The sequence below is a fragment of the Collinsella sp. TM05-38 genome (genome assembly GCF_003466445.1).
Lineage (GTDB): Bacteria > Actinomycetota > Coriobacteriia > Coriobacteriales > Coriobacteriaceae > Collinsella.
This window is the reverse complement of sequence record NZ_QSPM01000007.1, coordinates 21,729-43,555: the sequence shown is the minus strand read 5'-3', so window position 1 is coordinate 43,555 and position 21,827 is coordinate 21,729. Positions and strand designations below refer to the sequence as shown.

At 61.9% G+C, this 21,827-nt stretch carries 19 protein-coding genes and 2 tRNA genes; 9 read left to right on the top strand and 12 right to left on the bottom strand.

Features of this window, described 5'->3' with window-relative positions; translation table 11 throughout:
* Positions 1-5: 5 nt before the first annotated feature.
* The 6 genes from DXD49_RS05315 to DXD49_RS05290 form a co-directional block, all read right to left on the bottom strand.
* Positions 6-1,037 carry a rod shape-determining protein gene (locus DXD49_RS05315; protein WP_006236061.1) on the bottom strand — a complete coding sequence of 344 codons (1,032 nt, stop codon included), beginning with the start codon at positions 1,035-1,037 and terminating at the stop codon, positions 6-8.
* A gap of 127 nt (positions 1,038-1,164) precedes the next feature.
* The gene (locus DXD49_RS05310) at positions 1,165-2,469 is read right to left on the bottom strand and encodes a tetratricopeptide repeat protein (RefSeq protein ID WP_233505235.1); all 1,305 of its coding nucleotides are present in this window, start codon (positions 2,467-2,469) and stop codon (positions 1,165-1,167) included.
* 11 nt (positions 2,470-2,480) lie between these two features.
* Positions 2,481-3,023, bottom strand: coding sequence for a peptidylprolyl isomerase (locus DXD49_RS05305; protein WP_117735136.1), 543 nt, complete (start codon positions 3,021-3,023; stop codon positions 2,481-2,483).
* Positions 3,024-3,130: 107 nt separating this feature from the next.
* Complete coding sequence (locus DXD49_RS05300; protein ID WP_158564865.1) at positions 3,131-4,273, bottom strand: zinc ribbon domain-containing protein; 1,143 nt, start codon at positions 4,271-4,273, stop codon at positions 3,131-3,133.
* A gap of 231 nt (positions 4,274-4,504) precedes the next feature.
* A complete protein-coding gene (locus tag DXD49_RS05295) occupies positions 4,505-7,228 on the bottom strand; it encodes an HAD-IC family P-type ATPase (RefSeq protein WP_117794412.1) in 2,724 nt (907 codons plus the stop codon).
* 75 nt (positions 7,229-7,303) lie between these two features.
* A tRNA-Arg gene (locus tag DXD49_RS05290) sits at positions 7,304-7,380 on the bottom strand.
* Between the two features lie 204 nt (positions 7,381-7,584).
* Here DXD49_RS05290 and aroF point away from each other — a divergent pair.
* The 8 genes from aroF (at position 7,585) to aroQ (ending at position 16,153) form a co-directional block, all read left to right on the top strand.
* Positions 7,585-8,607: a 3-deoxy-7-phosphoheptulonate synthase gene (aroF, locus tag DXD49_RS05285; RefSeq protein WP_117794411.1), complete on the top strand. Its 1,023-nt coding sequence runs from the start codon at positions 7,585-7,587 to the stop codon at positions 8,605-8,607.
* 3 nt (positions 8,608-8,610) lie between these two features.
* Positions 8,611-9,525, top strand: coding sequence for a prephenate dehydrogenase/arogenate dehydrogenase family protein (locus tag DXD49_RS05280; RefSeq protein WP_117794410.1), 915 nt, complete (start codon positions 8,611-8,613; stop codon positions 9,523-9,525).
* Between the two features lie 36 nt (positions 9,526-9,561).
* Entirely contained in the window at positions 9,562-10,668 is a 1,107-nt protein-coding gene (aroB, locus tag DXD49_RS05275; protein ID WP_117794409.1) for a 3-dehydroquinate synthase, read from the top strand.
* Positions 10,662-11,981, top strand: coding sequence for a 3-phosphoshikimate 1-carboxyvinyltransferase (gene aroA, locus DXD49_RS05270; RefSeq protein WP_117794408.1), 1,320 nt, complete (start codon positions 10,662-10,664; stop codon positions 11,979-11,981). Before aroB ends, aroA begins: the two co-directional genes overlap by 7 nt.
* A 1-nt stretch (position 11,982) precedes the next feature.
* Positions 11,983-13,080: a chorismate synthase gene (gene aroC, locus DXD49_RS05265; RefSeq protein ID WP_117794407.1), complete on the top strand. Its 1,098-nt coding sequence runs from the start codon at positions 11,983-11,985 to the stop codon at positions 13,078-13,080.
* A gap of 153 nt (positions 13,081-13,233) precedes the next feature.
* Positions 13,234-14,379 (top strand): prephenate dehydratase, encoded by a 1,146-nt coding sequence (gene pheA, locus DXD49_RS05260; protein ID WP_117794406.1) that lies wholly within the window; start codon positions 13,234-13,236, stop codon positions 14,377-14,379.
* Positions 14,380-15,630 carry a shikimate kinase gene (locus DXD49_RS05255; RefSeq protein ID WP_117794405.1) on the top strand — a complete coding sequence of 417 codons (1,251 nt, stop codon included), beginning with the start codon at positions 14,380-14,382 and terminating at the stop codon, positions 15,628-15,630.
* 85 nt (positions 15,631-15,715) lie between these two features.
* On the top strand, positions 15,716-16,153 hold the full coding sequence (aroQ, locus tag DXD49_RS05250) for a type II 3-dehydroquinate dehydratase (RefSeq protein WP_117794404.1): 438 nt from the start codon (positions 15,716-15,718) through the stop codon (positions 16,151-16,153).
* Positions 16,154-16,215: 62 nt separating this feature from the next.
* Here aroQ and DXD49_RS05245 read toward each other — a convergent pair whose 3' ends face one another.
* The 5 genes from DXD49_RS05245 to DXD49_RS05225 form a co-directional block, all read right to left on the bottom strand.
* On the bottom strand, positions 16,216-17,064 hold the full coding sequence (locus tag DXD49_RS05245; RefSeq protein WP_158564864.1) for an acyltransferase family protein: 849 nt from the start codon (positions 17,062-17,064) through the stop codon (positions 16,216-16,218).
* On the bottom strand, positions 17,045-17,203 hold the full coding sequence (locus DXD49_RS10055) for an acyltransferase family protein (RefSeq protein ID WP_117794402.1): 159 nt from the start codon (positions 17,201-17,203) through the stop codon (positions 17,045-17,047). The genes DXD49_RS05245 and DXD49_RS10055 overlap by 20 nt, the downstream gene beginning before the upstream one ends.
* 75 nt (positions 17,204-17,278) lie before the next feature.
* Positions 17,279-17,355 (bottom strand) — tRNA-Arg (locus DXD49_RS05235).
* A 54-nt stretch (positions 17,356-17,409) separates the two neighbouring features.
* Entirely contained in the window at positions 17,410-18,177 is a 768-nt protein-coding gene (locus tag DXD49_RS05230) for an ABC transporter ATP-binding protein (RefSeq protein ID WP_006236046.1), read from the bottom strand.
* Between the two features lie 11 nt (positions 18,178-18,188).
* Positions 18,189-19,034, bottom strand: a complete 846-nt coding sequence (locus DXD49_RS05225; protein WP_022094778.1) for an ABC transporter permease — start codon at positions 19,032-19,034, stop codon at positions 18,189-18,191.
* Between the two features lie 160 nt (positions 19,035-19,194).
* Between DXD49_RS05225 and DXD49_RS05220 the strand changes: the two genes are divergently transcribed.
* On the top strand, positions 19,195-20,166 hold the full coding sequence (locus DXD49_RS05220; RefSeq protein ID WP_117794401.1) for a glycosyltransferase family 2 protein: 972 nt from the start codon (positions 19,195-19,197) through the stop codon (positions 20,164-20,166).
* Positions 20,167-20,268: 102 nt separating this feature from the next.
* On the opposite strand, the gene DXD49_RS05215 is transcribed toward DXD49_RS05220, so the two are convergent.
* Positions 20,269-21,723, bottom strand: a complete 1,455-nt coding sequence (locus tag DXD49_RS05215) for a sugar nucleotide-binding protein (protein WP_117794400.1) — start codon at positions 21,721-21,723, stop codon at positions 20,269-20,271.
* Between the last annotated feature and the right edge of the window lie 104 nt (positions 21,724-21,827).

Below are 21,827 nucleotides of genomic sequence, written 5' to 3'. Positions count from 1 at the left end.
GGAAATTAAGCATTGGTCTGGACGAAGCCGCCATCAAACGCATTGGCCTCGAGCACGCGGGCACAGCCGTTAACGACGTTATCGAGCGCCGTGGGGCTGACGTTGACCGAAACACCGGTCTCATCGCGCAGGCGCACGTCGAGACCGCGCAGCAGCGCGCCGCCACCAGTCAGCAAAATGCCGTAGTACATAAGGTCCGAGGCAAGATCGGGAGGCGTAGCGTCGAGTGCGTCCTTGACGGCCTTGGCCATCTCGTCGAGCGGCTTGTTGAGCGCGCGACGGATCTCCTCGCTCTCGATGCGCACGGTCTTGGGCAGACCGGTGATCACGTCGCGGCCGTTGACCTCGACGTCGAGCTCGTCCTTGAGCGGCACGGCGGAGCCGACCTTGATCTTGATGTCCTCTGCCGTACGCTCGCCGATGGCCAAGTTGTAGGCATCACGAACGTGCGTGAGGATGGCCTGATCGAACTCGTCGCCGGCAATACGGATGGACTGCGAGACGACGATGCCACCCATAGCGATAACGGCAACCTCGGTGGTACCGCCACCGATGTCGATGACCATGGAGCCGGTGGGCTCCTCGACGGGCAGGTCGGCGCCGATAGCAGCGGCCATGGGCTCCTCGATCAGGTAGGCCTGGCGAGCGCCAGCCTGGATCGTGGCCTCAAAGACGGCACGCTTCTCGACCGACGTGACACCGGAGGGAACGCAGACGACAACGCGCGGACGCGGGGTCCACGGATAGCGCTTCTCGGAAGCCTTGTCGATAAAGTAGCGGAGCATGGCCTCGGTAACATCGAAGTCGGCGATGACGCCGTCCTTCAGGGGACGAACTGCCACGATGTTACCAGGCGTACGGCCGAGCATGCGCTTTGCCTCGATACCGACCGCCAGGATGCGCTCGTCGTTCTTGTCGATGGCGACGACAGAGGGCTCGCGGATGACGATGCCCTTGCCGCGCACAGAGACAAGCGTATTTGCGGTGCCGAGGTCGATGGCAAGATCGCCCGCATAGCTACCGAAGAACATATCCATCAAAGAAAACAACGCAACTCCTGATGTGTTGGATGATTGCTGGAAAACTACTAGCTCATCATACTAGCGCAAGCCCGGCACCTCACTTGCGGTGAAGCGCCGGGCAAAGCTAAATCCCATAAGGTCACTACTGGTTGTCAGCAGCCGAGAAATCCATATCGAGCGAGGAAACGGCCCAGCCGATATGGTTGCCGGAGCGCACGAATTTAACGGTGTACTCCTGCTCGCCTCCCTTGGACAGCGATGCCTTCACCTTGGCGGTCGTCTCGGTCATGGACTGATCCATGCCCTCGACTGACACGGTGGCACCCTGCGGAATCGAGGAGATGATCATCGACTTGGCGTCCTCGGACAGGCCCGAGGCCAGGCAAGACTCGGCCTTTGCGGTGTCACCGTCGCCGGCAGCCTGGAACAAATCGGTAACGACAGACTCCTGAGACGGGAAGCCAAAGCCGCGCGTGTAGGCAAAGCCCAGACCGCCCGCGGCGATCAAAATGAGCAGAAGCAGCACGATGAAGACTTTGAGACCCGTGTGGCGATGGCGGCGACGAACCTTGGCCTGCTTACGATCCTGACGGTCCTGCTGGACCATCTCGGACTCGGACAGCGTAAAGAAGCCGGTGTCCGAGGGATCGGGCATAAACTGACCGGTCGCGCCCGTAGGATCGAGCGGATCGACGGCAGGAGCGTCCATCGCGGGCGCCGGAGCCGTGGACATAGCCGTCTGGGCAGACAGCGCGGCAAGCGAATCGTGCACGCGGGCAAGCTCGTCGGCCTGCTCGGAGGTGAGCTGGTAGATGCCATCGGCAGTAGCGGCGTTAAAGGCGTCGAGTGCGTCGGAGGGACGGCCGGCGGCAGAAAGCGCCTGACCCATGCCGGCGTTGAGCGCACGTGTGTCGTCGCGGGGGCCGGCAAAGTCGATAGCCGTGCGGTAGGTCTCCACGGCATCCGCCGGACGGCCGAGTTTAATGAAGCAACGACCGAGCTCGCCGAGTGCGGCGGCAGGAGCCGGATTGGCGCCGTCGATGGCGGCCTGACGGAAGGCAGTACCCGCGTTGGCATAGTCGCCCGACTGGAACAGCGCATTGCCCAGGCCCAGATAGGCCTTAAACGGCGTGGCATAGGAAGCATCCTGCGTAGCAGCAGAGAACGCCTGAGCGGCCGTCGTGTAGTCGCCCACGGCGGCGAGCGCCTTGCCGCGGTTGGTGAGCAGCGCACCGCGCTTGCCGTAGGTGCCGTCGTTGAGGGCGGCGGCATAGGCCTCGGCGGCCTCGGCATACATGCCCAGGTGCATCAGGGCGTTGCCACGAAGGTGATCGGCCTCGCCCATAATCTCATCGGGAGTCTTTGCCGCCCCAAGCATCTGGGCTGCAGCGGAAAAATCACCCGCGCGGTAAGCGGCGCGGCCCTGTTGGATCAGCTGGCTATTCAAGGAAGTCCCCTTTACTCGTGAACGATCTCGACATGGACGATCTCGTCGCCGGCACGCAGCTGCGAAATCACATCGAGACCCTCGACCGTGGCACCAAAGACGGTGTAACCGGAATCGAGGTTATGCTGGGCACCCAGGCAGAAGTAGAACTGCGAACCCGCGGAATCGGGGTCCATGGAGCGTGCCATGGCAAGGGCGCCATCGACATGGCTGTTGCGCGGATTGGTGGCAAACTCGCCCTTGATGCAGTAGCCGGGGCCACCGGTACCGGGCATGCCGTCGGGGCCCTCAAGACCGGCAGCGACGTCGGCGCCGGACATGTCACGGGTATTGGGGTCGCCGCCCTGGATGACAAAACCGGGCACATAGCGATGGAACTTAAGGCCATCATAGAAGCCCATCGTGGAAAGCTCGCAGAAGTTCGCGACATGAATGGGAGCGCCCTCGCCGTCAAACTTGACCTTGATGGTACCCTTCGACGTCTCGATTACAGCGCACTCGTCGCCGACAAGCTGATACTCGGGCGTGTAGAGCTCTTTCTTAAAACCAAACATGTGGTTCCTTCCTCGTGCGTTTAAAGCATATTTGTACGAATTGTAGCAATAAGCACGGGCTTACATCAATTGCGCACGTAGGTTATGCCGACTATGGCGAACTAATTTTAGGAACGCTGCTGCGGCTTCCAGGAGCCCACGTTGGCGTCGTACTGGTTCAGCGCGCTGTTGCCGCCCTGCGCGATGGGCGCCAAGATCTCGCTTTGGTGGGAGCTCATCGACTCGCCATCGGGAATGGCCAGCGAAATGTCCCAGCTCTGGCAGATCACGTCGACACGCTCGTACATCCACTCGGCAAGCTGCTTTAGGTGGGCGATGTCGTCCGCATAGACCGTATCGTCCTGTACTTTCAGGTTGTTGAGCTCATCTAGCGTCTTTTTGATCTGGTCGCGCAGGGCGTAAGCACTCTGCGACAGCTCCTGACGGGTGGACAGCGGCGTTCGGAGATAGCCGTTGTTGAAGGAATCGATGACCTCGCCGATCTGATCCTCGTCACCGTAGGACACGATGGTCTGATACAGACCGTCGAGCCTGGTATAGAGCCGATCATCGGTCAGCACGGTTTCTTCCTGGACCACCTCGGCAGAATCGTCCTGCTTGGTATCGTCCTCAGTCGCCTCGCCCTTTTGGCGCGTAGGGAAGGTCGTCTGCGCGGCCTGGCCAAACTGGTCATAGAAGCCGGGCATAACACCCATGGGATCGGCCGTCACGAACCAATAGGCCCCACCGCACACGACGGCAAGAACCGCGATGACGATAAGCGGCTTGGGAATATGACGCTTGTGCTTGTGATAAGCGTCCTCATCGGGATGCACCTTACGCTTGGGTTTTTGAGGATCGTCGTGCAGGGAAACCGGTGTGGGAATAACGACCTTGGGGATACCGAAATCCTTATCGAAAGCCGGCAGCACGCAGGTCTCATTGGGGTCGGCGGCGTCCGAAAGAACCGCGGCTGCCGAGGCGGGCGCATGCGGCACCTCGGTATCAATCTGCTCTTGCGTTAGGCGCGGAAAGCCCGCCGTGCGGCCCGCTGCCAGGTCGGATGCGGCCGCGTCCTCGGAGAGAATACCCGGAGCGGGGCGTCCGCATTTGGGGCACGTACGATCATGCGGAGAAAGACGGGCACCGCAGCCCTCGCAGAACACAAACTCGGTGTGCTCGGGACCATCGCCCGGACCCACATAGGCGTTGCAGTAGGGGCAGAACGAGGCGCCGTCCTCGATAGTCTTAAGGCAATGCGGGCAGATCACGGCATCCTCTTTTCGAAGCAATTCAAACAATCGAGGTTAGAGCATAACATCGCCACGGCCCCACAGGAGCAAGGCACCAATTCAACATCGGAGGGTAGCTAATTTGGGACGGGGCTTTTTTAGCTGCCCTGGCCGCCAATTGGCCAAATCGATCGCGCCATCAGCCTGGGGGCCATCAGCCGGGGTAGCTAAAAAAGCCCCGTCCCAAATTAGCTACCCTGTAAGGTGCGGTTACAACTTCTTTTTCTTGGGCATCGAGACTTTGATGCCTTGGGCGGACTTGGTTACGCGGGAGCGCTTGGCGCCTGTGGGATTCTTTTTCTTGGGCTGGGCCTGGGCCACGCCCTCGAGTGCGCGGGCCTCGGCCTCGCGAGCGGTGCGATCTTCGCGGCGCTGCGCCATGTCGGCGGCGACGCGCTTGGCAAAACGTTCGGCCGTCGAGCCCGTCGAGCTCACCTTGCCGCCACCGCGACCCAGGCGGACGCGCACACCGCGGCCAAAACCAGTTGCGGCATGACGACGACGCGGCTTGAGCGAATCCATCATCGTGGCGAGCTTAAAGAACACCGAGCAGGTAAAGACCACGATAACAGCCAAGATAACCATCTGGCCCATCGACAGGTTGGCAATAGACAGCAGCTCCGGGAATCCGATAACGCCCACCAGGATGCCGGCGACTACAAACACAAAGAGCACCACACGTAAGGGCGTGAGAGGCTGCGAGATGCGCCAGATTAGGCTGACGCTCGCCGCGCACGACGTAAGCAGGCACATCGTAGACAGCGTGAGCTGGTTAAAGCCAAACACGCGCGCCACAAAGATATCGAGCGCCGCAGCCAAAATGACCGCAATCGACGCCGGCAGTGCACGCTTGAGTACGTTGCTCAAAAACGCACCCTTCACACGAGCATTGTTGGGCTCCAGGCCCAACACAAAGCCCGGCGCGCCGATGCAGAAGAAGTTAATGAGTGTCATCTGGATGGGCTCGAAGGGGTACGGCGGCAGCGCGATGCACAGCGCCGCCAGGCCCATCGAGAACAGCGTCTTGGTCAGGAACAGCGAGGCCGAACGCTGCAGGTTGTTGATGGAGCGACGGCCCTCGGCCACCACGGCGGGCATCGAGGCAAAGTCGTTGTCGACGAGCACGATCTCGGCCACGTTGCGCGCGGCATCGGAGCCGGCCGCCATGGCCACGGAGCAGTCGGCCTCCTTGAGCGCCAGCACGTCGTTGACGCCGTCGCCCGTCATGGCCACGGTGTGCTCGCGGCGCTTGAGCGCCTGCACGAGCTCACGCTTCTGCTGCGGGGTCACACGACCAAAGACATGGTAGCGGTCCACTGCGGCATCGAGCTTGGCCGGCGTATCGAGCGTCGTGGCGTCCACATAAGCGTCCGCCCCCGGCACGCCCACCACGCGCGCGATCGACGACACCGTACGCGGGTCGTCGCCACTGATCACGTTGAGGGTCACGCCCTGCTCGTTAAAGTAGCCAATGGTCTCGGCCGCCGAGGTACGAATCTCGTCGCGGATGGTCACAAAGCCCATGGGCTCGGCCTCGCCCACCATATCCCCATCGGGCGTAAAGCCGTCCACGCGCGCCACCACGAGCACGCGGCAGGTATCGGCAAGCTCGGCGACACGGTTCTCGACCTGCGAAAACACACGATCAGAGAGCACAAACTGCGCGGCACCCATCACATAGGAGCCCTGCGCAAAAGAAGCGCCACTCCATTTTTTAGACGACGAGAACGGAATGACCGACAGCGGCTCAGACACCTCGACCGGGCGATCGGCGTAATAGTTGAGCAGCGCCTGGCAGGTCTCGTTGGCATCGGCCGAAGTCGCACGCGCGACGTTAGCCAGCGCAAAATCGAGCACTGTGGTATCGACGGGAACAGCCGCCTCCTCCGAGTCCACGCCAAAGCCAACACCCTCAACAGGCAGCGGGTAGGTGCCCTCGACCTCCATACGACCCGACGTGATGGTGCCCGTCTTGTCCAGGCACAGCACGTCGACGCGCGCGAGCGTCTCGATGCAGTAGAGCTGCTGCGCCAGCACCTTGCGGCGGGCCAGGCGCACCGTGGCGATGGCGAGCACCGACGAGGTCAGCAGCACCAGGCCTTGCGGGATCATGCCCAGCAGGGCGCCCACCGTGGACAGCAGCGCCGACGAAGGCACATGACCAGCCAACAGCTCGGAGAAGCACCACGAAAGCGCGCTATCGCCCGGGGTTCCCGCGGCATCCCACAGCCCACTTACACTCGAGGCGAACAGAGCCAGGCCAAGCGGAATCATGATGATGCTCGCAAAGCGCACGATGGCGTTAAGCGCGTTCATGATCTCGGAATTGACCTTTTTGACGTACTTGGCCTCGTTATTAATTTTGGCCACGTAGTTGTCGGCGCCGACATGGATCACGCGGGCGCGCAGCAGGCCCGAGTCGATAAAGCTGCCGCTCATGAGCTCGGAACCGGGCTGTTTCTTAATAAGGTCGCTCTCGCCCGTCAGCAGGCTCTCGTTCACGAGCGCCTCGCCCGAAACCACCACGGCGTCAGCGGGAATCTGGTCGCCGCGCCCCAGGCGGATGATGTCGTCGAGCACGATCTGGTCCAGGTCGAGCTCCACCTCGGCGCCATCGCGCACCGCGATGGCCTTCTTGGAGGTCAGCAGCGTGAGCTTATCGACCATCTTCTTGGAACGCATGGACTGAATGACGCCAATAGCGGTATTGAGGAACACCACGAACAGGAACGTCAGATTCTTAAACGAACCGGTCAAAATGACCAGGAAAGCCAAGATCACGTTGATCAAATTGAACAGCGTGCAGAGGTTCTCGATGATGAGCTCTTTGACCGACTTGGTCTTGAGTTCCATGTTGCGGTTGATTTTACCGGCGGCGATACGCTCCTCGACCTCGGCGGTTGAGAGTCCGCGCTCGATATCCGTTGCTGCCATACCACGTCCCATCACGTCGCGTCGGTATAAGAAAACCGCCCGGACCATGCGAGGTTCGGACGGTCTTACGTTCGATGGTGCCCCATGTTGGATTCGAACCAACGGCCTTCTGCTCCGGAGGCAGACGCTCTAATCCCCTGAGCTAATAGGGCGAACGACTGGCATTATACCCAAGTGCACCACGGGCTATCAAAATAAAAGAAAAAGCTTTGCAATTCCGAGGAAGACGAGCCGCAACGGCCCACTTTAGAAGGCAAAAGCGAGTCAGATAGTATAAACTCTCATGCACCATATATACACGGCTCGCGATGCGGGCCGTTTTTGCAAAAGTTATCCATCGAGGTGAGAGGCACACCATGATTGCAATTTTAAAGCAGAGCGCCAGCGACGAGGCCGTAAGCCATATCGTCAGCTGGATTGAGAAAAAGGGTCTGAAGACCGATGTCTCGCGCGGCGAGAACGAGACGATCATCGGCCTGGTGGGCGATACGACCAAGATCGACCCGTTCCTGCTCGAGTCCATGGACGTCGTCGAGCGCGTGCAGCGCGTCTCCGAGCCGTTCAAGCGCGCAAACCGCAAGTTCCACCCCGAGGACTCCGTCATCGACTGCGGCCACGGCGTCAAGATCGGCGGCGATCAGTTCCAGGTCATCGCCGGCCCGTGCTCCGTCGAGGGCGAGAACCTCATCCGCATCGCCCGCCGCGTGAAGGCCGCCGGCGCCACGATGCTGCGCGGCGGCGCCTACAAGCCCCGCACGTCCCCCTACGCCTACCAGGGCATGGGCCCCGCCGGCCTCGACCTGCTGTGCGAGGCGTCTGCCGAGCTCGACATGCCGATCGTCACCGAGATCATGGACCCGCGCGACGTGCAGGTCTTCTTGGACAAGAAGATTGACGTCATGCAGATCGGCGCCCGCAACGCCCAGAACTTCCCCCTGCTCAAGGAGGTCGGCAAGACCAAGACCCCGATCCTGCTCAAGCGCGGCATGTCCGGCACGATCGACGAGCTGCTTATGGCCGCCGAGTACATCATGAGCGAGGGCAACGACAACGTCATCCTGTGCGAGCGCGGTATCCGCACCTTCGAGACCCGTACCCGCAATACCTTCGACCTCAACGCCGTGCCGGTGCTGCACCACCTGTCGCACCTGCCCGTCGTCGCCGACCCCAGCCACGCCACCGGCTACACCCGCTACGTTGAGCCCATGGCGCTCGCCGCGACCGCCTGCGGTGCCAACGGCCTGGAGATCGAGGTCCACGACGAGCCGAGCCGCGCCTGGTCCGACGGCGCCCAGGCCCTCACCCCCGATCAATTCAACGACACCATGCGCCGCATCCGAGCCATCCGCGAGGTTGTCTGCCAAGAGACCATGGAGTAACCCATGGGTACGGTGAGAAACGCGCGCGTTAACCAGGGCGGCCCCAAGTGCGCCGGTATCGTCGGCCTGGGCCTCATCGGCGGTAGCTTTGCCCGCGGCTATGCACAGGCGGGCGTCCGCGTGCTGGCCTGGGACCCCGATGACGATGTCATGACGGCCGCCAGCATGGGCACTGTCGCCGGAGAGCTCAACGACAAGACACTCGGCGAATGCGACATCATCGTCCTGGCCTGCTACCCCGAGGCCTGCATCGAGTGGCTCGAGGCGCATGCACAGGCACTCGCCGACGCCACCGACACCGACGCCATCATGGGTCCTGTGGTGATCGACACCGTGGGCGTCAAGGGCATTGTGTGTGAGCGGGCCTTTGAGCTTGCCCGCGAGCACGGCTTTTACTTTGTGGGCGCGCACCCCATGGCGGGCACGCAGTACTCGGGCTATGCGCACTCCCGCGCCGACCTGTTCCAGGGCGCCCCGCTCGTGCTCGTGCCGCCCGCAGTGGACGATGCGCTCAAGCTGGAGCTTTTGGGCCAGGTGCGCGAGATGGTGCGCCCCTTGGGCTTTGGCAAGTTCAGCGTGACCAGCGCCGCCGAGCACGACCGCGTCATCGCCTTCACGAGCCAGCTTGCGCACGTGGTATCCAACGCCTACGTAAAGAGTCCGACCGCCCAGGTCCACCACGGCTTTTCGGCCGGTAGCTACCGCGATCTCACCCGCGTGGCGCACCTCAACCCGCAAATGTGGTCCGAGCTCATGATCGACGACGCCAACGCGCTCGCCTTCGAGATCGACCATCTGATCGAGTCGCTTGGCGCCTACAGCCGCGCCCTTAAGGACCGCGACCAGCGCTATCTGGAGAATCTCCTTGCCGAGGGCGACCGCATTAAGCGCGCGCTCGACGACGAGGCCTCCCACTAGACCACCTATCACGCCAGGTCGAAAGGACCGAAGCTTATGGCGATTACCATCGATATCGACACCGCACGCCCCTACCAGGTGCATGTAGGCACGTTTTTGCTGGAGCAGGCGGGACCGCTCGTGCGCGCCACTGCCGGCGGCACCAAGGCCGTCATCGTGACGGACACCAACGTGGGCCCGCTCTACCAGATGCCAGTTAAGCAGAGTCTGGAGGCATCAGGCTACGAGGTGAGCATCTGCACCTTCGAGGCCGGCGAGGCCCATAAGCGCGCCGAAACCTATGTTGCCATTTTGGAGTTTGTGGCCGAGCACGAGCTTTCGCGCTCCGACGTGATCGTGGCGCTCGGCGGCGGCGTCGTGGGCGACGTGGCCGGCTTTGTGGCCGCCACCTACATGCGTGGCTGCAAGTTTGTGCAGATCCCCACGAGCCTGCTCGCCATGGTGGACTCGTCGGTGGGCGGCAAGACGGCCATCGACCTGGCTGCCGGCAAGAACTTGGCCGGCGCCTTTTGGCAGCCGAGCGTGGTTATCGCCGACGTGGGGTGCCTGGCCACCCTCACGCCCGAGCAGTTCGCCGACGGCTGCGGCGAGGTCGTCAAGCATGCCGTGATCGCCGACCCGGAGCTTTTCGCCGAACTGGAGAAGACCCCGCTTACGCTTGAGCTACTCAACCGCGATGTGGCCCGCGTAGCGCTCATCATCGCCCGCAATATCGACATCAAGCGCGCCGTGGTCGTCGCCGACGAGCGCGAAACCAACCAGCGCAAGCTGCTCAACTTTGGACACAGCGCCGGACACGCCGTCGAGGCCTGCGAGCACTTTGAGCTCGGACACGGCAACTGCGTGTCGATCGGCATGGGCATCATCACGCGCGCCGCAGCCCTACACGGCGTCTGCGATGCCGAGCTGCCCGGTCGTATTGAGGAACTCTGCGCCCGCCATGGCCTCAAGACCCACTGCGACCTAGATGCCGATGCCATCTTTGCCGAGGCGCTCCACGACAAGAAGCGCGCGGGCGACACCATCGACCTGGTGATTCCGCACGACATTGGCCACTGCAGCATCGACCGCACGCCGCTTTCCACTTTCCACGAACTCATTGCCGAAGGCCTCGGCCAGAAGGGAGACGCATCCGCATGCTAGCCCGCATCACCCCGTCCCCGCTCAAGGGCACCGTTCCCGCCATCGCATCTAAGTCGATGGCGCATCGCCTGATCATCTGCGCCGCGCTTGCCAACGGCGAGACGCACGTTACCTGCAACACTACCTGCGCCGACATCGAGGCCACGGTGCGTTGCCTCACGGCGCTCGGCGCCCGCATCGAGACCGTCGAGGACGGCTTCCAGGTCCACCCCACCATGAAGAGTGTTGAGTTTGGCCTGCTCAAGGCCCTTGCCGGCGGCACGCTCGACTGCGGCGAGAGCGGCTCCACGCTCCGCTTTATGCTGCCCGTCGCCTGCGCGCTGGGTGCGAATGCCACCTTCGTGGGCCAGGGCCGCCTGGGCGCCCGCCCGCTCTCCCCGCTCTCGGACGAGATCATCGCCGCCGGTTGCGACCTGCAGGGCCTGGGCGGTTTTCCGCTCAAGACGAGCGGACGCATGCGCCCGGGCACCTTTGTGCTGCCGGGCAACGTGAGCTCGCAGTATATCTCCGGCCTGCTGCTGGCAGCCCCGCTGCTGGCCCAGCCCTCCTGCGTGCAGGTGACCGGCCTCATCGAGAGCCGCCCTTACATCAACCTGACAATCCAGGCCATGAAGGCCTTTGGCGTCGAGGTCAACGTCGAGCGCATTCCGGCCAAGGACGGCCAGCCCGAGGTCACGAACTTCCGTGTGAGCAGCGGCTCGTACCGCACGCCCGGCAGCGTAGCCGTCGAGGGCGACTGGTCCAACGCCGCCTTTTGGCTGAGCGCCGGCGCCATCGGCACCGACCCAATCACCGTCGAGGGCGTGTCGCTGAGCTCCGCACAGGGCGACCGTAACGTGCTTGCCGCGCTTTCGCGCTTTGGCGCCCGCATCGTGCGCTCCACCAACGCCGCCACCGTGCAGTCCGACAAGCTCGCCGGCTTTGAGATGAGTGCCCACGACATTCCGGACCTGGTGCCCGTCATCTCGGCCGTGGCATCGTTGGCGCAGGGCCGCACGTTCATCCGCGATTGCGCCCGCCTGCGCATCAAGGAATCCGACCGTCTGGCCACTACCACCCGCGAGCTCACCGCACTGGGCGCGCAGGTGCGCATTGCCGGTGACGACCTCATCATCAAGGGCATCGACGCTTTTACCGGCGGCGAGGTCGATTCGCACAACGACCACCGCATCGCCATGATGGCTGCCATCGCTGCGAGCCGCGCCACTGGCGAAGTTGTGATCCACGGCGCCGAGGCCGTCAACAAGTCCTATCCCGATTTCTTCGACCACTACCGCCTGCTGGGCGGCAAGGTCACGCTCGAGGAGGAATAGCATGTCCTCGACCTTTGGCAACGTATTGCACCTGAGCATCTTCGGCCAGTCGCACTCCCCCGCCATCGGCTGCTCGCTCGATGGCATTCCGGCAGGTATCGCTGTTGACCTGGAGCAGCTGCAGGCTTTTTTGGACCGTCGCGCCCCCGGCCGTGACGAGACCGCAACCAAGCGCCGAGAGGCTGACGCCGCGCACATCATCGCCGGTGTGGTCGATGGGCACACCACCGGCGCACCCATCGCAGCGATCATTGAGAACACCAACACGCGCTCCAAGGATTACTCCGAGTTGCGCCGCAAGCCCCGTCCCGGACATGCGGACTTCCCTGCGCGCGTGAAGTATCACAACATGCACGATGTCGCTGGTGGCGGGCATTTTTCCGGCCGCCTAACGGCACCCTTATGCATCGCCGGCGGCATTGCGCTGCAGGCACTCGAGGCCCGCGGCATTCAGGTCATGGCGCACGTCGCGCAGATCGGCGGCATCTCCGACCTGCCGATGGACGATATGGTCTATCGCGAGGCCGACCGCAAGGCGATCCTAACGAACGATCTTCCTTGCATTGACGCCGCCGCAGCCGGCCGCATGCGCGAGGAGATCCTAGCCGCGCGCGACGAACTCGACAGCATCGGCGGCATCGTGGAGTGCGGCATTTACGGGCTTCCCGCGGGCATCGGCGACCCCATGTTCGACGGCATCGAGAACCGCATCGCGCAAATCGCGTTTGGCATTCCCGCCGTAAAGGGCGTGGAGTTTGGCATGGGCTTTGCCGTCGCCGCCATGCGCGGCAGCGAGAACAACGATCCGTATCGCATCGATGCCGAAACCGGCGAGATCGAGGTCGAGTCCAACAACGCCGGCGGCATCCTGGGCGGTATTTCGACCGGCGCGCCCGTCATGTGGCGCATGGCCGTAAAGCCGACGCCCTCCATTGGCCGTGAGCAGCAGACGGTGGACATGGACGCTATGGAAAATGCCGAGCTCTCGGTCCACGGCCGCCACGATCCCTGCATCGTCCCCCGAGCTGTCCCCGTAGCCGAAGCAGCAGCTGCCCTCGCGATTTGGGACGCCCTCCTCGAGGACGCCGCCCAGCGCTAATCCGCCCACCCCAAGGGTAGTTAATTTGGGACGGGGCTATTTTAGCTACCCCGGCAGTTAACGCGACGTTTTGGCCGATTTGCTGCCGGGGTAGCTAAAATAGCCCCGTCCCAAATTAACTACCCCAGGCAACGATTTACGAAAGGGGCCTCCATGGACCTTGCCGACATCCGCCAGGCCATCGATGGCATCGACACTACGCTTCTCAGCAGCTTTGTCGAACGCATGGACATTGCCACCGAAGTCGCCAAATCAAAAATCGAGATGGGCAAGGCCGTCTTCGACCCCGCCCGCGAGCGCTCCAAGCTCAACAACCTCGCCAGCCGCGCACCCGAGCGCTACGAGGCGCAGACCATCACGCTGTTCCGCCTCCTCATGAGCATGAGCAAGGCCGAGCAGCAGCGCTACATCAACGAGCTCAAGGGCATCACGGTGTCGCAAAAGGCCCATGCCACGGCTGCAGCCTCCGACACGCCCTTCCCTCAAACGGCCACCGTCGCCTGCCAGGGCGTCGAGGGCGCTTACAGTCAAATCGCCGCGTGCAAGCTCTTTGACGTGCCCGATATCGCCTTCTTTGAGACCTTCGAGGGCGTTATGCGCGCCGTACGCGACGGCTTTTGCGAATTTGGCGTGCTACCCATCGAAAACTCAACTGCCGGATCGGTCAACGCCGTCTACGACCTGCTCGCCCAGTTCGATTTCCACATCGTGCGCTCGCTGCGCCTCAAGATCGACCACAATCTGCTCGTCAAACCCGGCACCAAACTCACCGACGTGCGCGAGGTTTACAGCCACGGCCAAGCCATTGCCCAGTGTGCGGGCTTTATCGAGTCCCACGACCTGCACGCCACCAAGTACCCCAACACCGCCATGTCGGCCGAGATGGTCGCCAGCTCCGGGCGCACCGATGTTGCCGCCATCGCATCGCGCAGCTGCGCGACACTCTATGGCCTGGAGGTGCTGGAGCCCAACATTCAGGACTCGGACAACAACTACACGCGCTTTGTCGTCATCAGCCGCGAGCCGCGCGTCTACCCCGGCGCCAACCGTACCTCGCTCATGATCACCACGGCCAACGAGCCGGGTGCGCTCTATCGCGTACTCGAGCGCTTCTACGCGCTCAATATCAACCTCATCAAGCTCGAGAGCCGCCCCATCCCCGGCCGCGACTTTGAGTTTATGTTCTACTTTGATCTGGACTGCCCCTTTGGCAGCAAGGCCCTCGACGACCTGCTCGATTCTATCGACGACGTGTGCGAGAGCTTCACCTACTTTGGCAGCTACACGGAGGTGCTCTAGATGACCGATACCGCCGCAACCCGCCCCTACGGAGTGCTGGGCCGCGTGCTGGGCCACAGCTACACCCCGACCATCTACAAGAAGCTCGCTGGGCTCGATTACGTGCGATTTGAGCGCGAGCCCGAGGACCTCGCGGCCTTTATGACGGGCGACGAGTGGGAGGGCACCAACGTGACCATCCCCTACAAGCGCGCCGTCATGGAGTATCTGGACGAGCTGAGCCCGCTCGCCGAGCGCATGGGAAACGTCAACACCATCACGCGCCTGGCCGACGGCCGCCTGCGCGGCGACAACACCGACTACTTCGGTTTCCAGTGTCTGGTCGAGGAGCTGGGTGTGGAGATTGCCGGCAAGAAGGTCCTCGTGCTCGGAGCCACCGGCGGCGCCGGCACTACGGCAAGCATGGTGCTGGGCGACCTGGGCGCGATCGTGGTGCCCGCGGGACGCACGAGCGAGGTCAACTACGACAACATCGCACAGCAGTCCGACGCCGCGTTGCTCGTCAACTGCACCCCTGCGGGCATGTTTCCCCACTGCCCCGACGCGCCATGCACGCTCGAGGGCCTCGACGCGCTCGAGGGCGTCATCGATATCGTCTACAACCCCGCCCGCACGGGACTCATGCTCGAGGCCGAGCGTCGCGGCATCCCCTGCATCGGCGGCCTGCTGATGCTCGTGGCCCAAGCGGCACAGGCAGTCGAGCGCTATACCGGCCAGGTCACCCCGCACGAGCGCATCCTGGACGTAACGGAGCGCCTGTCCCGCCGCGAACAGAACATCGCGCTGATCGGCATGCCGGGCTCGGGCAAGACCCGCGTGGGTGAGCAGATTGCCCTGCTCACGGGACGCGAGCATATCGACCTCGATCGCGCCCTCGAGGAGCGCCTGGGCATGCCCTGTGCCGACTTTATCGACGAGCACGGTGAGCCGGCCTTCCGCAAGCAGGAGACGGCGGCGCTGTCCGACATCTCCAAGCGCAGCGGTCTGGTGCTCTCCACCGGCGGCGGCGTGGTCACGCGCGACGAAAACTATCCGCTGCTGCACCAGAACAGCCAGATTGTGATGCTCAACCGCAAGCTCGACGAACTCGCCCACAAGGGACGCCCCATCACCGCCCGCGACGGTATCGACAAGCTGGCCGAGCAGCGCATGCCGCGCTACCGCGCCTGGGCCGACTACATCATTGACTCACGCGACTGCGCCGCCAAGACCGCGGTCGCCGTCCTCGACACCCTTCCACCAGCCCTCTAGCAAAAACCACCACAAAGGGGACAGGCACCTTTGTGGTGGTTTTCCGTTCCGCCGCACCGCCCGCCCAACCGCAAAGGAAGCAACCATGAAAGCACTCGTCATCAACGGTCCCAACCTCAACATGCTCGGCATTCGCGAGCCAGGCATCTACGGCAGCGATAACTACGACCGCTTGGTTCAGATCTGCCAGGAGGCAGGTGCCGCACAGGGCTTTGACGAGGTCGAAGTCTTCCAGTCCAACCACGAGGGCAGCATCGTCGACAAGATCCAGGAGGCCTACGGCAAGGTCGACGGCATCGTCATCAATCCGGCTGCCTACACGCACACAAGCGTCGCAATCCTCGATGCCCTCAAGGCCGTGGCCATCCCCGCCGTGGAGGTCCACATCAGCGCCGTCGAGACGCGCGAGGACTTCCGCCAGATAAGCTACGCCCGCCTGGCCTGCTTTGCCACCATCACCGGCGAGGGCCTGCAGGGCTACGCTCACGCGTTGGAGCTGCTGAAGGAGCGTCTCGAAAAGTAAGCCTGCAACACTACCGAATAAATAGCAGCGGGGAGGGCCAGCTTGGTCCTCCCCGCTTTTAATTACGCCTTCTTGATGACGTACGCCAACCCTATGTCGCACCCGCAGCGCACAATCGACGCAAGGAGCCATGGCACTGGCAACGCCATAAGCAACGGCATGGTCTGCCAGGGGATAAACCAATCGACCGTGTGGATTGCAAAGATGGCAAGACTGGCCTGTCCGCAGAACACGAGCGCTTGTTCAAAGGACCCCAAAACCGGTACGTCTTTCAACTTCTCCAGCGCCATGGAAACCCAACACACGCAATAACTGCCGGCAAGAGCGGCAACTGTCGCAACCACAAACCCATCCACGCGGCGGCTCGAAAGCTCAAGCCCACTCAGCGCGGCAAGGACAAGCCAAGTGACACCGGCCCCAATAAACAGCAGGGGCTTGCTCGCGCTCGGCTCGAGCCTCCTCTGGCGCGCCGTATAGCCAATCCACATCAGCAAGACGATGTAGCAGCTCAGATCCAAATCGAGTGGCAGGTAAACACCCATTAATCGAGACACGCTCAAACCGCAAAAGGCAATCGCGGCACAGACAACGCCCTGCCAAACAACCCCAATCCCGCGGTGATCAAACAGCCGCACGAGCACACTAAACAGCAGGCGCGAGGTAAACAGCGCGGCCAAAAACCACGCCATGCCAACGGCAGCGACACCAAGCCCAGGGATATCAACGCCCGAAGCAAACACAAGCGTCTGAAGTCTCGTAACCAACGTAGCTGCCGTCAACGGAGCGCCGCTCATCAAGAACGTCGGCACCTGCCACGCCAGTGCAAGAACCACATACGGCACCAGCAGGCGCGACACCGAACCACTCAGCAGCTCACGCCACGGCTTCGGCCTAAACGTATAACCCGGCAAGAATAAAGAACAACGGCATGTGAAACGAGAAGATCGCGTGCCGCAAGGGAGAGGGATTTAGGACGGTGTGCCCCACAATGACCAGAATAATTGCAATCCCCTTTGCAATATCGATCCAGTCGAGCCTTTTGCTTCCCATGGCGAACCCTTCAAAACCGCAGTACACAAGATGAAAAAAGCCCAGACCACCAAGCGGTCTGGGCTTAATAAACGATGGTGCTCCATGGCGGATTCGAACCGTCGACCTTGGGATTAGAAGTCCCCTGCTCTATCCAACTGAGCTAATGGAGCAAATAACCGCACGCCCAAGCAAGCACAAGCCTGTCAGGCGCAAGTAATTATAACCTAGTTGAACTGCTCGCGGTACGCCTTGCAGACCTCATCGACCGGGCCGTCCATGCGAAGGTCACCCTTCTCAATCCAAACGGCACGCTGGCAGATGCGCTCAACCTGCTCCATAGAGTGCGAAACGAACAGAACCGTCACGTCGCCGCTCTGGATAAAGTGCTGGATGCGGGCCTCACACTTTTGCTGGAAGAACACATCACCGACGGACAGCGTCTCGTCAACGATCAGAATATCGGGCTCGGTAATCGTCGCGATTGCAAAGGCGATACGCGCCACCATGCCCGAAGAGAAGTTCTTAAGCGGCATATCGACAAAGTTCTGCAGCTCAGCGAACTCGATAATGCCGTCAAAGTTGGCGTCGATGAACTCCTTGGTATAGCCGAGCAGGGCGCCGTTCAGATAGATGTTCTCGCGGGCGGTCAGCTCGGGGTCAAAGCCGGCGCCAAGCTCAATCAGCGGCGCGATGTTACCGTGCACCTTAACGCTGCCCTCGCTAGGCTCAAGAACGCCAGCGATAATCTTGAGCATCGTAGACTTGCCGGAGCCATTGGTGCCGACCAGACCCACAACCTCGCCGCGATGAATATCAAACGAGATGTGCTTAAGCGCCCTAAACTCCTCAAAGAACAGCTCGTGCTTGGCAAGCTTAATGAAGTACTCCTTGAGGTTGGTCAGCGACTCGGACGCCATGTTAAAGATCATGGTGACGTCGTCGACCTCGACAGCCAGAGGCTGCTCGCTGTAATCAACAACAGATTCAGTCATCACAGCACTCCTTAGATGTAGAGGATAAATTTGCGCTCGGACTTATGGAACACGGTATAGCCAATAATAAGCGCAAGAACCGCCCAAGCGACGCACATACCAAACGTCATAAGCGAGGGCGTAGTCTGGAACAGGAAGATATCGCGCATAAACTGCAGGTAGTTGAACATGGGGTTCGCATACATCAAGATACGCACGAGATGCGGCATTTGCGCAATATAGTCAGTCGTCCAGAAGATGGGCGTAATGTAAGTCCACGCCGTAATGACGACGCTCCACAGATGCATAACGTCGCGGAAGAAGACCGTAAGGGCAGAGAGCATCATGCCCAGGCCCATGCAGAAGCACATAAGCAGCAGCAGGCAAACCGGCAACAGAATCAGGTGCCAAGAAGGCATAACGCGGAACCACAGCATGACGATGGCGACGGCGACCAGCGAGAAGGCAAAGTTGACCAGCGAGAAGAGCACCTTCTGCACCGGGAAAACCCAGCGGTGCACCTTAACCTTCTTGAGCAGAGGGGCAGCGCCCACGATCGACGTCAGGGCCTGGTTAGTAGACTCAGACATGACGGCAAAGGTGATGTTACCCACGATCAAGTACAGCGGGTACATCTCGGGCGTCATTGAGCCATTGCGGCCCTGGCCAAAAATCGTCGAGAACACGATGGCCATGACGATCATCATCAGCAGCGGGTTGAGCACCGACCATGCGACGCCCAGAACGCTACGGCGATACTTGATCTTAAAATCCTTGGTAACCAGCTGACGAAGGATAAACGCGTCCTTCTCAAATTCGTTCTTAGCAAACGTCGCAGGCAGACTGCGAGTTTCTTGTTGCTTTGTCTGATCCGACACGGATGCAACTCCTTTACTCGTAATCGTTGACAAACGAACAGTATAGACCCGACGGCCATGCAAACGATTCGCGCAACAAAACTGGAGAACTAACCCACATCTTAGGATGCCAGGCCCAAACGGCTATACTTTCTAGGATTGAATGTATAAGGAGCATTAAGTGAATTCTGAATCCATCGCCGTCATCATCCCTTGCTACAACGAAGCGCTCACGATCGGCCAAGTCATCGACGACTTTCACCGCGAGCTTCCGCAGGCGACGGTCTATGTCTATGACAACAACTCGTCGGACGATACCTCACGCATTGCCACCGAGCACGGCGCCACAGTCCGCTTTGAGCCCCGTCAGGGAAAGGGCAACGTGTGCCGCCAGATGTTTCGCGATATCGACGCCGATTGCTACCTGATGGTCGACGGAGACAACACCTACCCCGCCGAGGCGGCCAAGGCCCTCTGCGAGCCCATCCTTAACGGCACGGCCGACATGACCGTAGGCGATCGCCTTTCCAACGGCACCTACGCCGAGGAGAACAAGCGTGCCTTCCACGGCTTTGGCAATAATCTGGTCCGCGCCATGATCAAGTGGATCTATGGCTACAGCTTCGATGACGTCATGACAGGCTACCGCGCCATGAGCCGCCCGTTCGTTAAAACCTTCCCTGTGCTTTCCGAGGGCTTCCAGATCGAAACCGAGCTCTCGATCCACGCCGTCGACCACCGCTGGCGCATCAAAGACGTGCCCATCGAGTACCGCGACCGTCCGGAAGGCTCCGAGTCCAAGCTCAATACCGTGAGCGACGGCATTAAAGTCGTTGCGATGATCGGCACGCTGTTCAAGGACTACCGCCCGCTCAAGTTCTTCAGCCTGGTTGCGCTTCTGTTTGCGGTGATCGGCCTCGCCCTGGGCATGCCCATCGTTGTCGAGTATTTCCAGACCGGCCTCGTTCCGCGCTTCCCCACCGCCATGCTCGCCGCGTCGTTTATGTTCCTGTGCGGACTGAGCCTTGCGACCGGATTCATCCTGGATTCTGTGGCAAAGGTTGAGAAAAAGCAGTGGGAGGTCAACGTGTACAGCAAATACGCCTACGATGACCAGCCCGGCCACCCTACTTCCAAGCCAAGCGAGAGGTAGATCTTCCGCAAAATACTATTGGCTCCACTGCGCAGATAGCCACCAACAAGAAAAGCCGCCGATAAAGAACGGCGGCTTTTACTCTCGAAAAGTTAATAGCGGCTAGAGCGTCTTGAGGTACTCCCCCAGCTCTTCCTCCCAGTCGGGCATGTGGAAGCCGGCAGCCTCGAGCCTGGAAAGGTCGAGCGCGGAGTGGACCGGGCGCGGGGCGACGGGACCGGCGGCGCTCGCGTAGTAGTCGGCGGTCGATACCGGCAAGACTTTCTCCCCGTTGCCGTTGGCCGCCTCGAAGACGGCGCGGGCGATGTCGGCCCAGGACTTGACGGCGCCGGAGCCCGTGCAGTTATAGGTGCCGTAGGGGGCGTGCGTCCCCAGCACGTGGAAGATGGCCTCGGCCATGTCGCGCGTGAAGGTCAGGCGTCCCAGCTGGTCGTCGACCACGGTGACCTGCGTGAGCCCGTCCTCGGGGTCTGCGACGCGGTCGGACAGCGCCTTCATGGTCTTGACGAAGTTGTGCCCCTCGCCGATGACCCAACTGGAGCGCATGATGTGGTGGCGCGGGCACCCGGCCACGGCGATGTCGCCGGCGGCCTTGGTCTGGCCGTAGACGGACAGCGGGGAGAAGGGCTCCTCCTCGTCATGGACCTCGACCGTGCCGTCGAAGACGTAGTCGGAGGACACGTGCACGAGGGTGATACCGTGCCCGGCGCAGGTGCGGGCGAGAAGGGCGGGACCGGTCGCGTTGGCCTTCCAGGCGGTGGCGCGGCCCTCGGGGGTCTCCGCCTTATCCACGGCGGTGTAGGCGCCGCAGTTGATCACGGTGCCGTAGAGAGACCAGTCGTATTTCGAGTAGGCCGCCGGGTCGGACATGTCGAAGGTGTCGATGTCGCAGAAGTCGAAGTCCTTCGCCACGCCGCGCTCCTCGGCCAGCGCGCGGACCGCGCGGCCCAGCTGGCCGTTGCAGCCGGTGACGAGCGTCCTCTTGGGCGCCATGGGGACGACGTCCCTGAGCATCGGGTGGTTGAGGTCGGCCTCGGAGACGGTGGCCTCGTCGAGCGGGATCGGCCACTCGATGGCGAGCTCGGGGTCGGCGAGGTTCACGAAGGTGTAGGTCCTCTTCAGCTCGAGGGACCAGTGGGCGTCCACCAGGTAGGTGTAGGCGGTGCCGTCCTCCAGGGCCTGGAAGGAGTTGCCCACGCCGCGCGGGACGTAGATGGCCTTCGACGGGTCGAGCGTGCAGGTGAACACCTTGCCGAAGGTCTCGCTTCCCTCGCGCAGGTCGACCCAGGCGCCGAAGACCGAGCCGCGGGCCACGGAGATGAACTTGTCCCAGGGCTCCGCGTGGATGCCGCGGGTGACGCCCCTCTTCTCGTTGTAGGAGATGTTGTTCTGGACGACGCGGAGGTCGGGGATCCCGAGCGAGGTCATCTTGGCGCGCTGCCAGTTCTCCTTGAACCAGCCGCGCGAGTCGCCGTGGACGGCCAGGTCGACGACCTTCAGGCCCCCGATGCCGGTCTCCGCGACGGAGAGGTCCTTCTCGAATGCGATGTCTGCCATGTGGGAAAAGCTCCTATCGAAGAGGTTGGATAACCGGGGGCGCCCGCGCGGGGACGCAGGATCATCCCCATGCCCTGCGGCCCCGCGCGGGCACCCCGCGGCGC

Excerpts from the sequence above, each read along its gene's own strand:
- DXD49_RS05255 (WP_117794405.1), top strand. The coding sequence starts at position 14,380 with ATGACCGATACCGCCGCAACCCGCCCCTACGGAGTGCTGGGCCGCGTG.
- pheA (WP_117794406.1), top strand. The coding sequence starts at position 13,234 with ATGGACCTTGCCGACATCCGCCAGGCCATCGATGGCATCGACACTACG.
- aroC (WP_117794407.1), top strand. The coding sequence starts at position 11,983 with ATGTCCTCGACCTTTGGCAACGTATTGCACCTGAGCATCTTCGGCCAG.
- DXD49_RS05295 (WP_117794412.1), bottom strand. The coding sequence starts at position 7,228 with ATGGCAGCAACGGATATCGAGCGCGGACTCTCAACCGCCGAGGTCGAG.
- aroQ (WP_117794404.1), top strand. The coding sequence starts at position 15,716 with ATGAAAGCACTCGTCATCAACGGTCCCAACCTCAACATGCTCGGCATT.
- aroA (WP_117794408.1), top strand. The coding sequence starts at position 10,662 with ATGCTAGCCCGCATCACCCCGTCCCCGCTCAAGGGCACCGTTCCCGCC.
- aroB (WP_117794409.1), top strand. The coding sequence starts at position 9,562 with ATGGCGATTACCATCGATATCGACACCGCACGCCCCTACCAGGTGCAT.
- DXD49_RS05305 (WP_117735136.1), bottom strand. The coding sequence starts at position 3,023 with ATGTTTGGTTTTAAGAAAGAGCTCTACACGCCCGAGTATCAGCTTGTC.
- DXD49_RS05315 (WP_006236061.1), bottom strand. The coding sequence starts at position 1,037 with ATGGATATGTTCTTCGGTAGCTATGCGGGCGATCTTGCCATCGACCTC.
- aroF (WP_117794411.1), top strand. The coding sequence starts at position 7,585 with ATGATTGCAATTTTAAAGCAGAGCGCCAGCGACGAGGCCGTAAGCCAT.
- DXD49_RS05280 (WP_117794410.1), top strand. The coding sequence starts at position 8,611 with ATGGGTACGGTGAGAAACGCGCGCGTTAACCAGGGCGGCCCCAAGTGC.
- DXD49_RS05215 (WP_117794400.1), bottom strand. The coding sequence starts at position 21,723 with ATGGCAGACATCGCATTCGAGAAGGACCTCTCCGTCGCGGAGACCGGC.
- DXD49_RS10055 (WP_117794402.1), bottom strand. The coding sequence starts at position 17,203 with ATGGGAAGCAAAAGGCTCGACTGGATCGATATTGCAAAGGGGATTGCA.
- DXD49_RS05230 (WP_006236046.1), bottom strand. The coding sequence starts at position 18,177 with ATGACTGAATCTGTTGTTGATTACAGCGAGCAGCCTCTGGCTGTCGAG.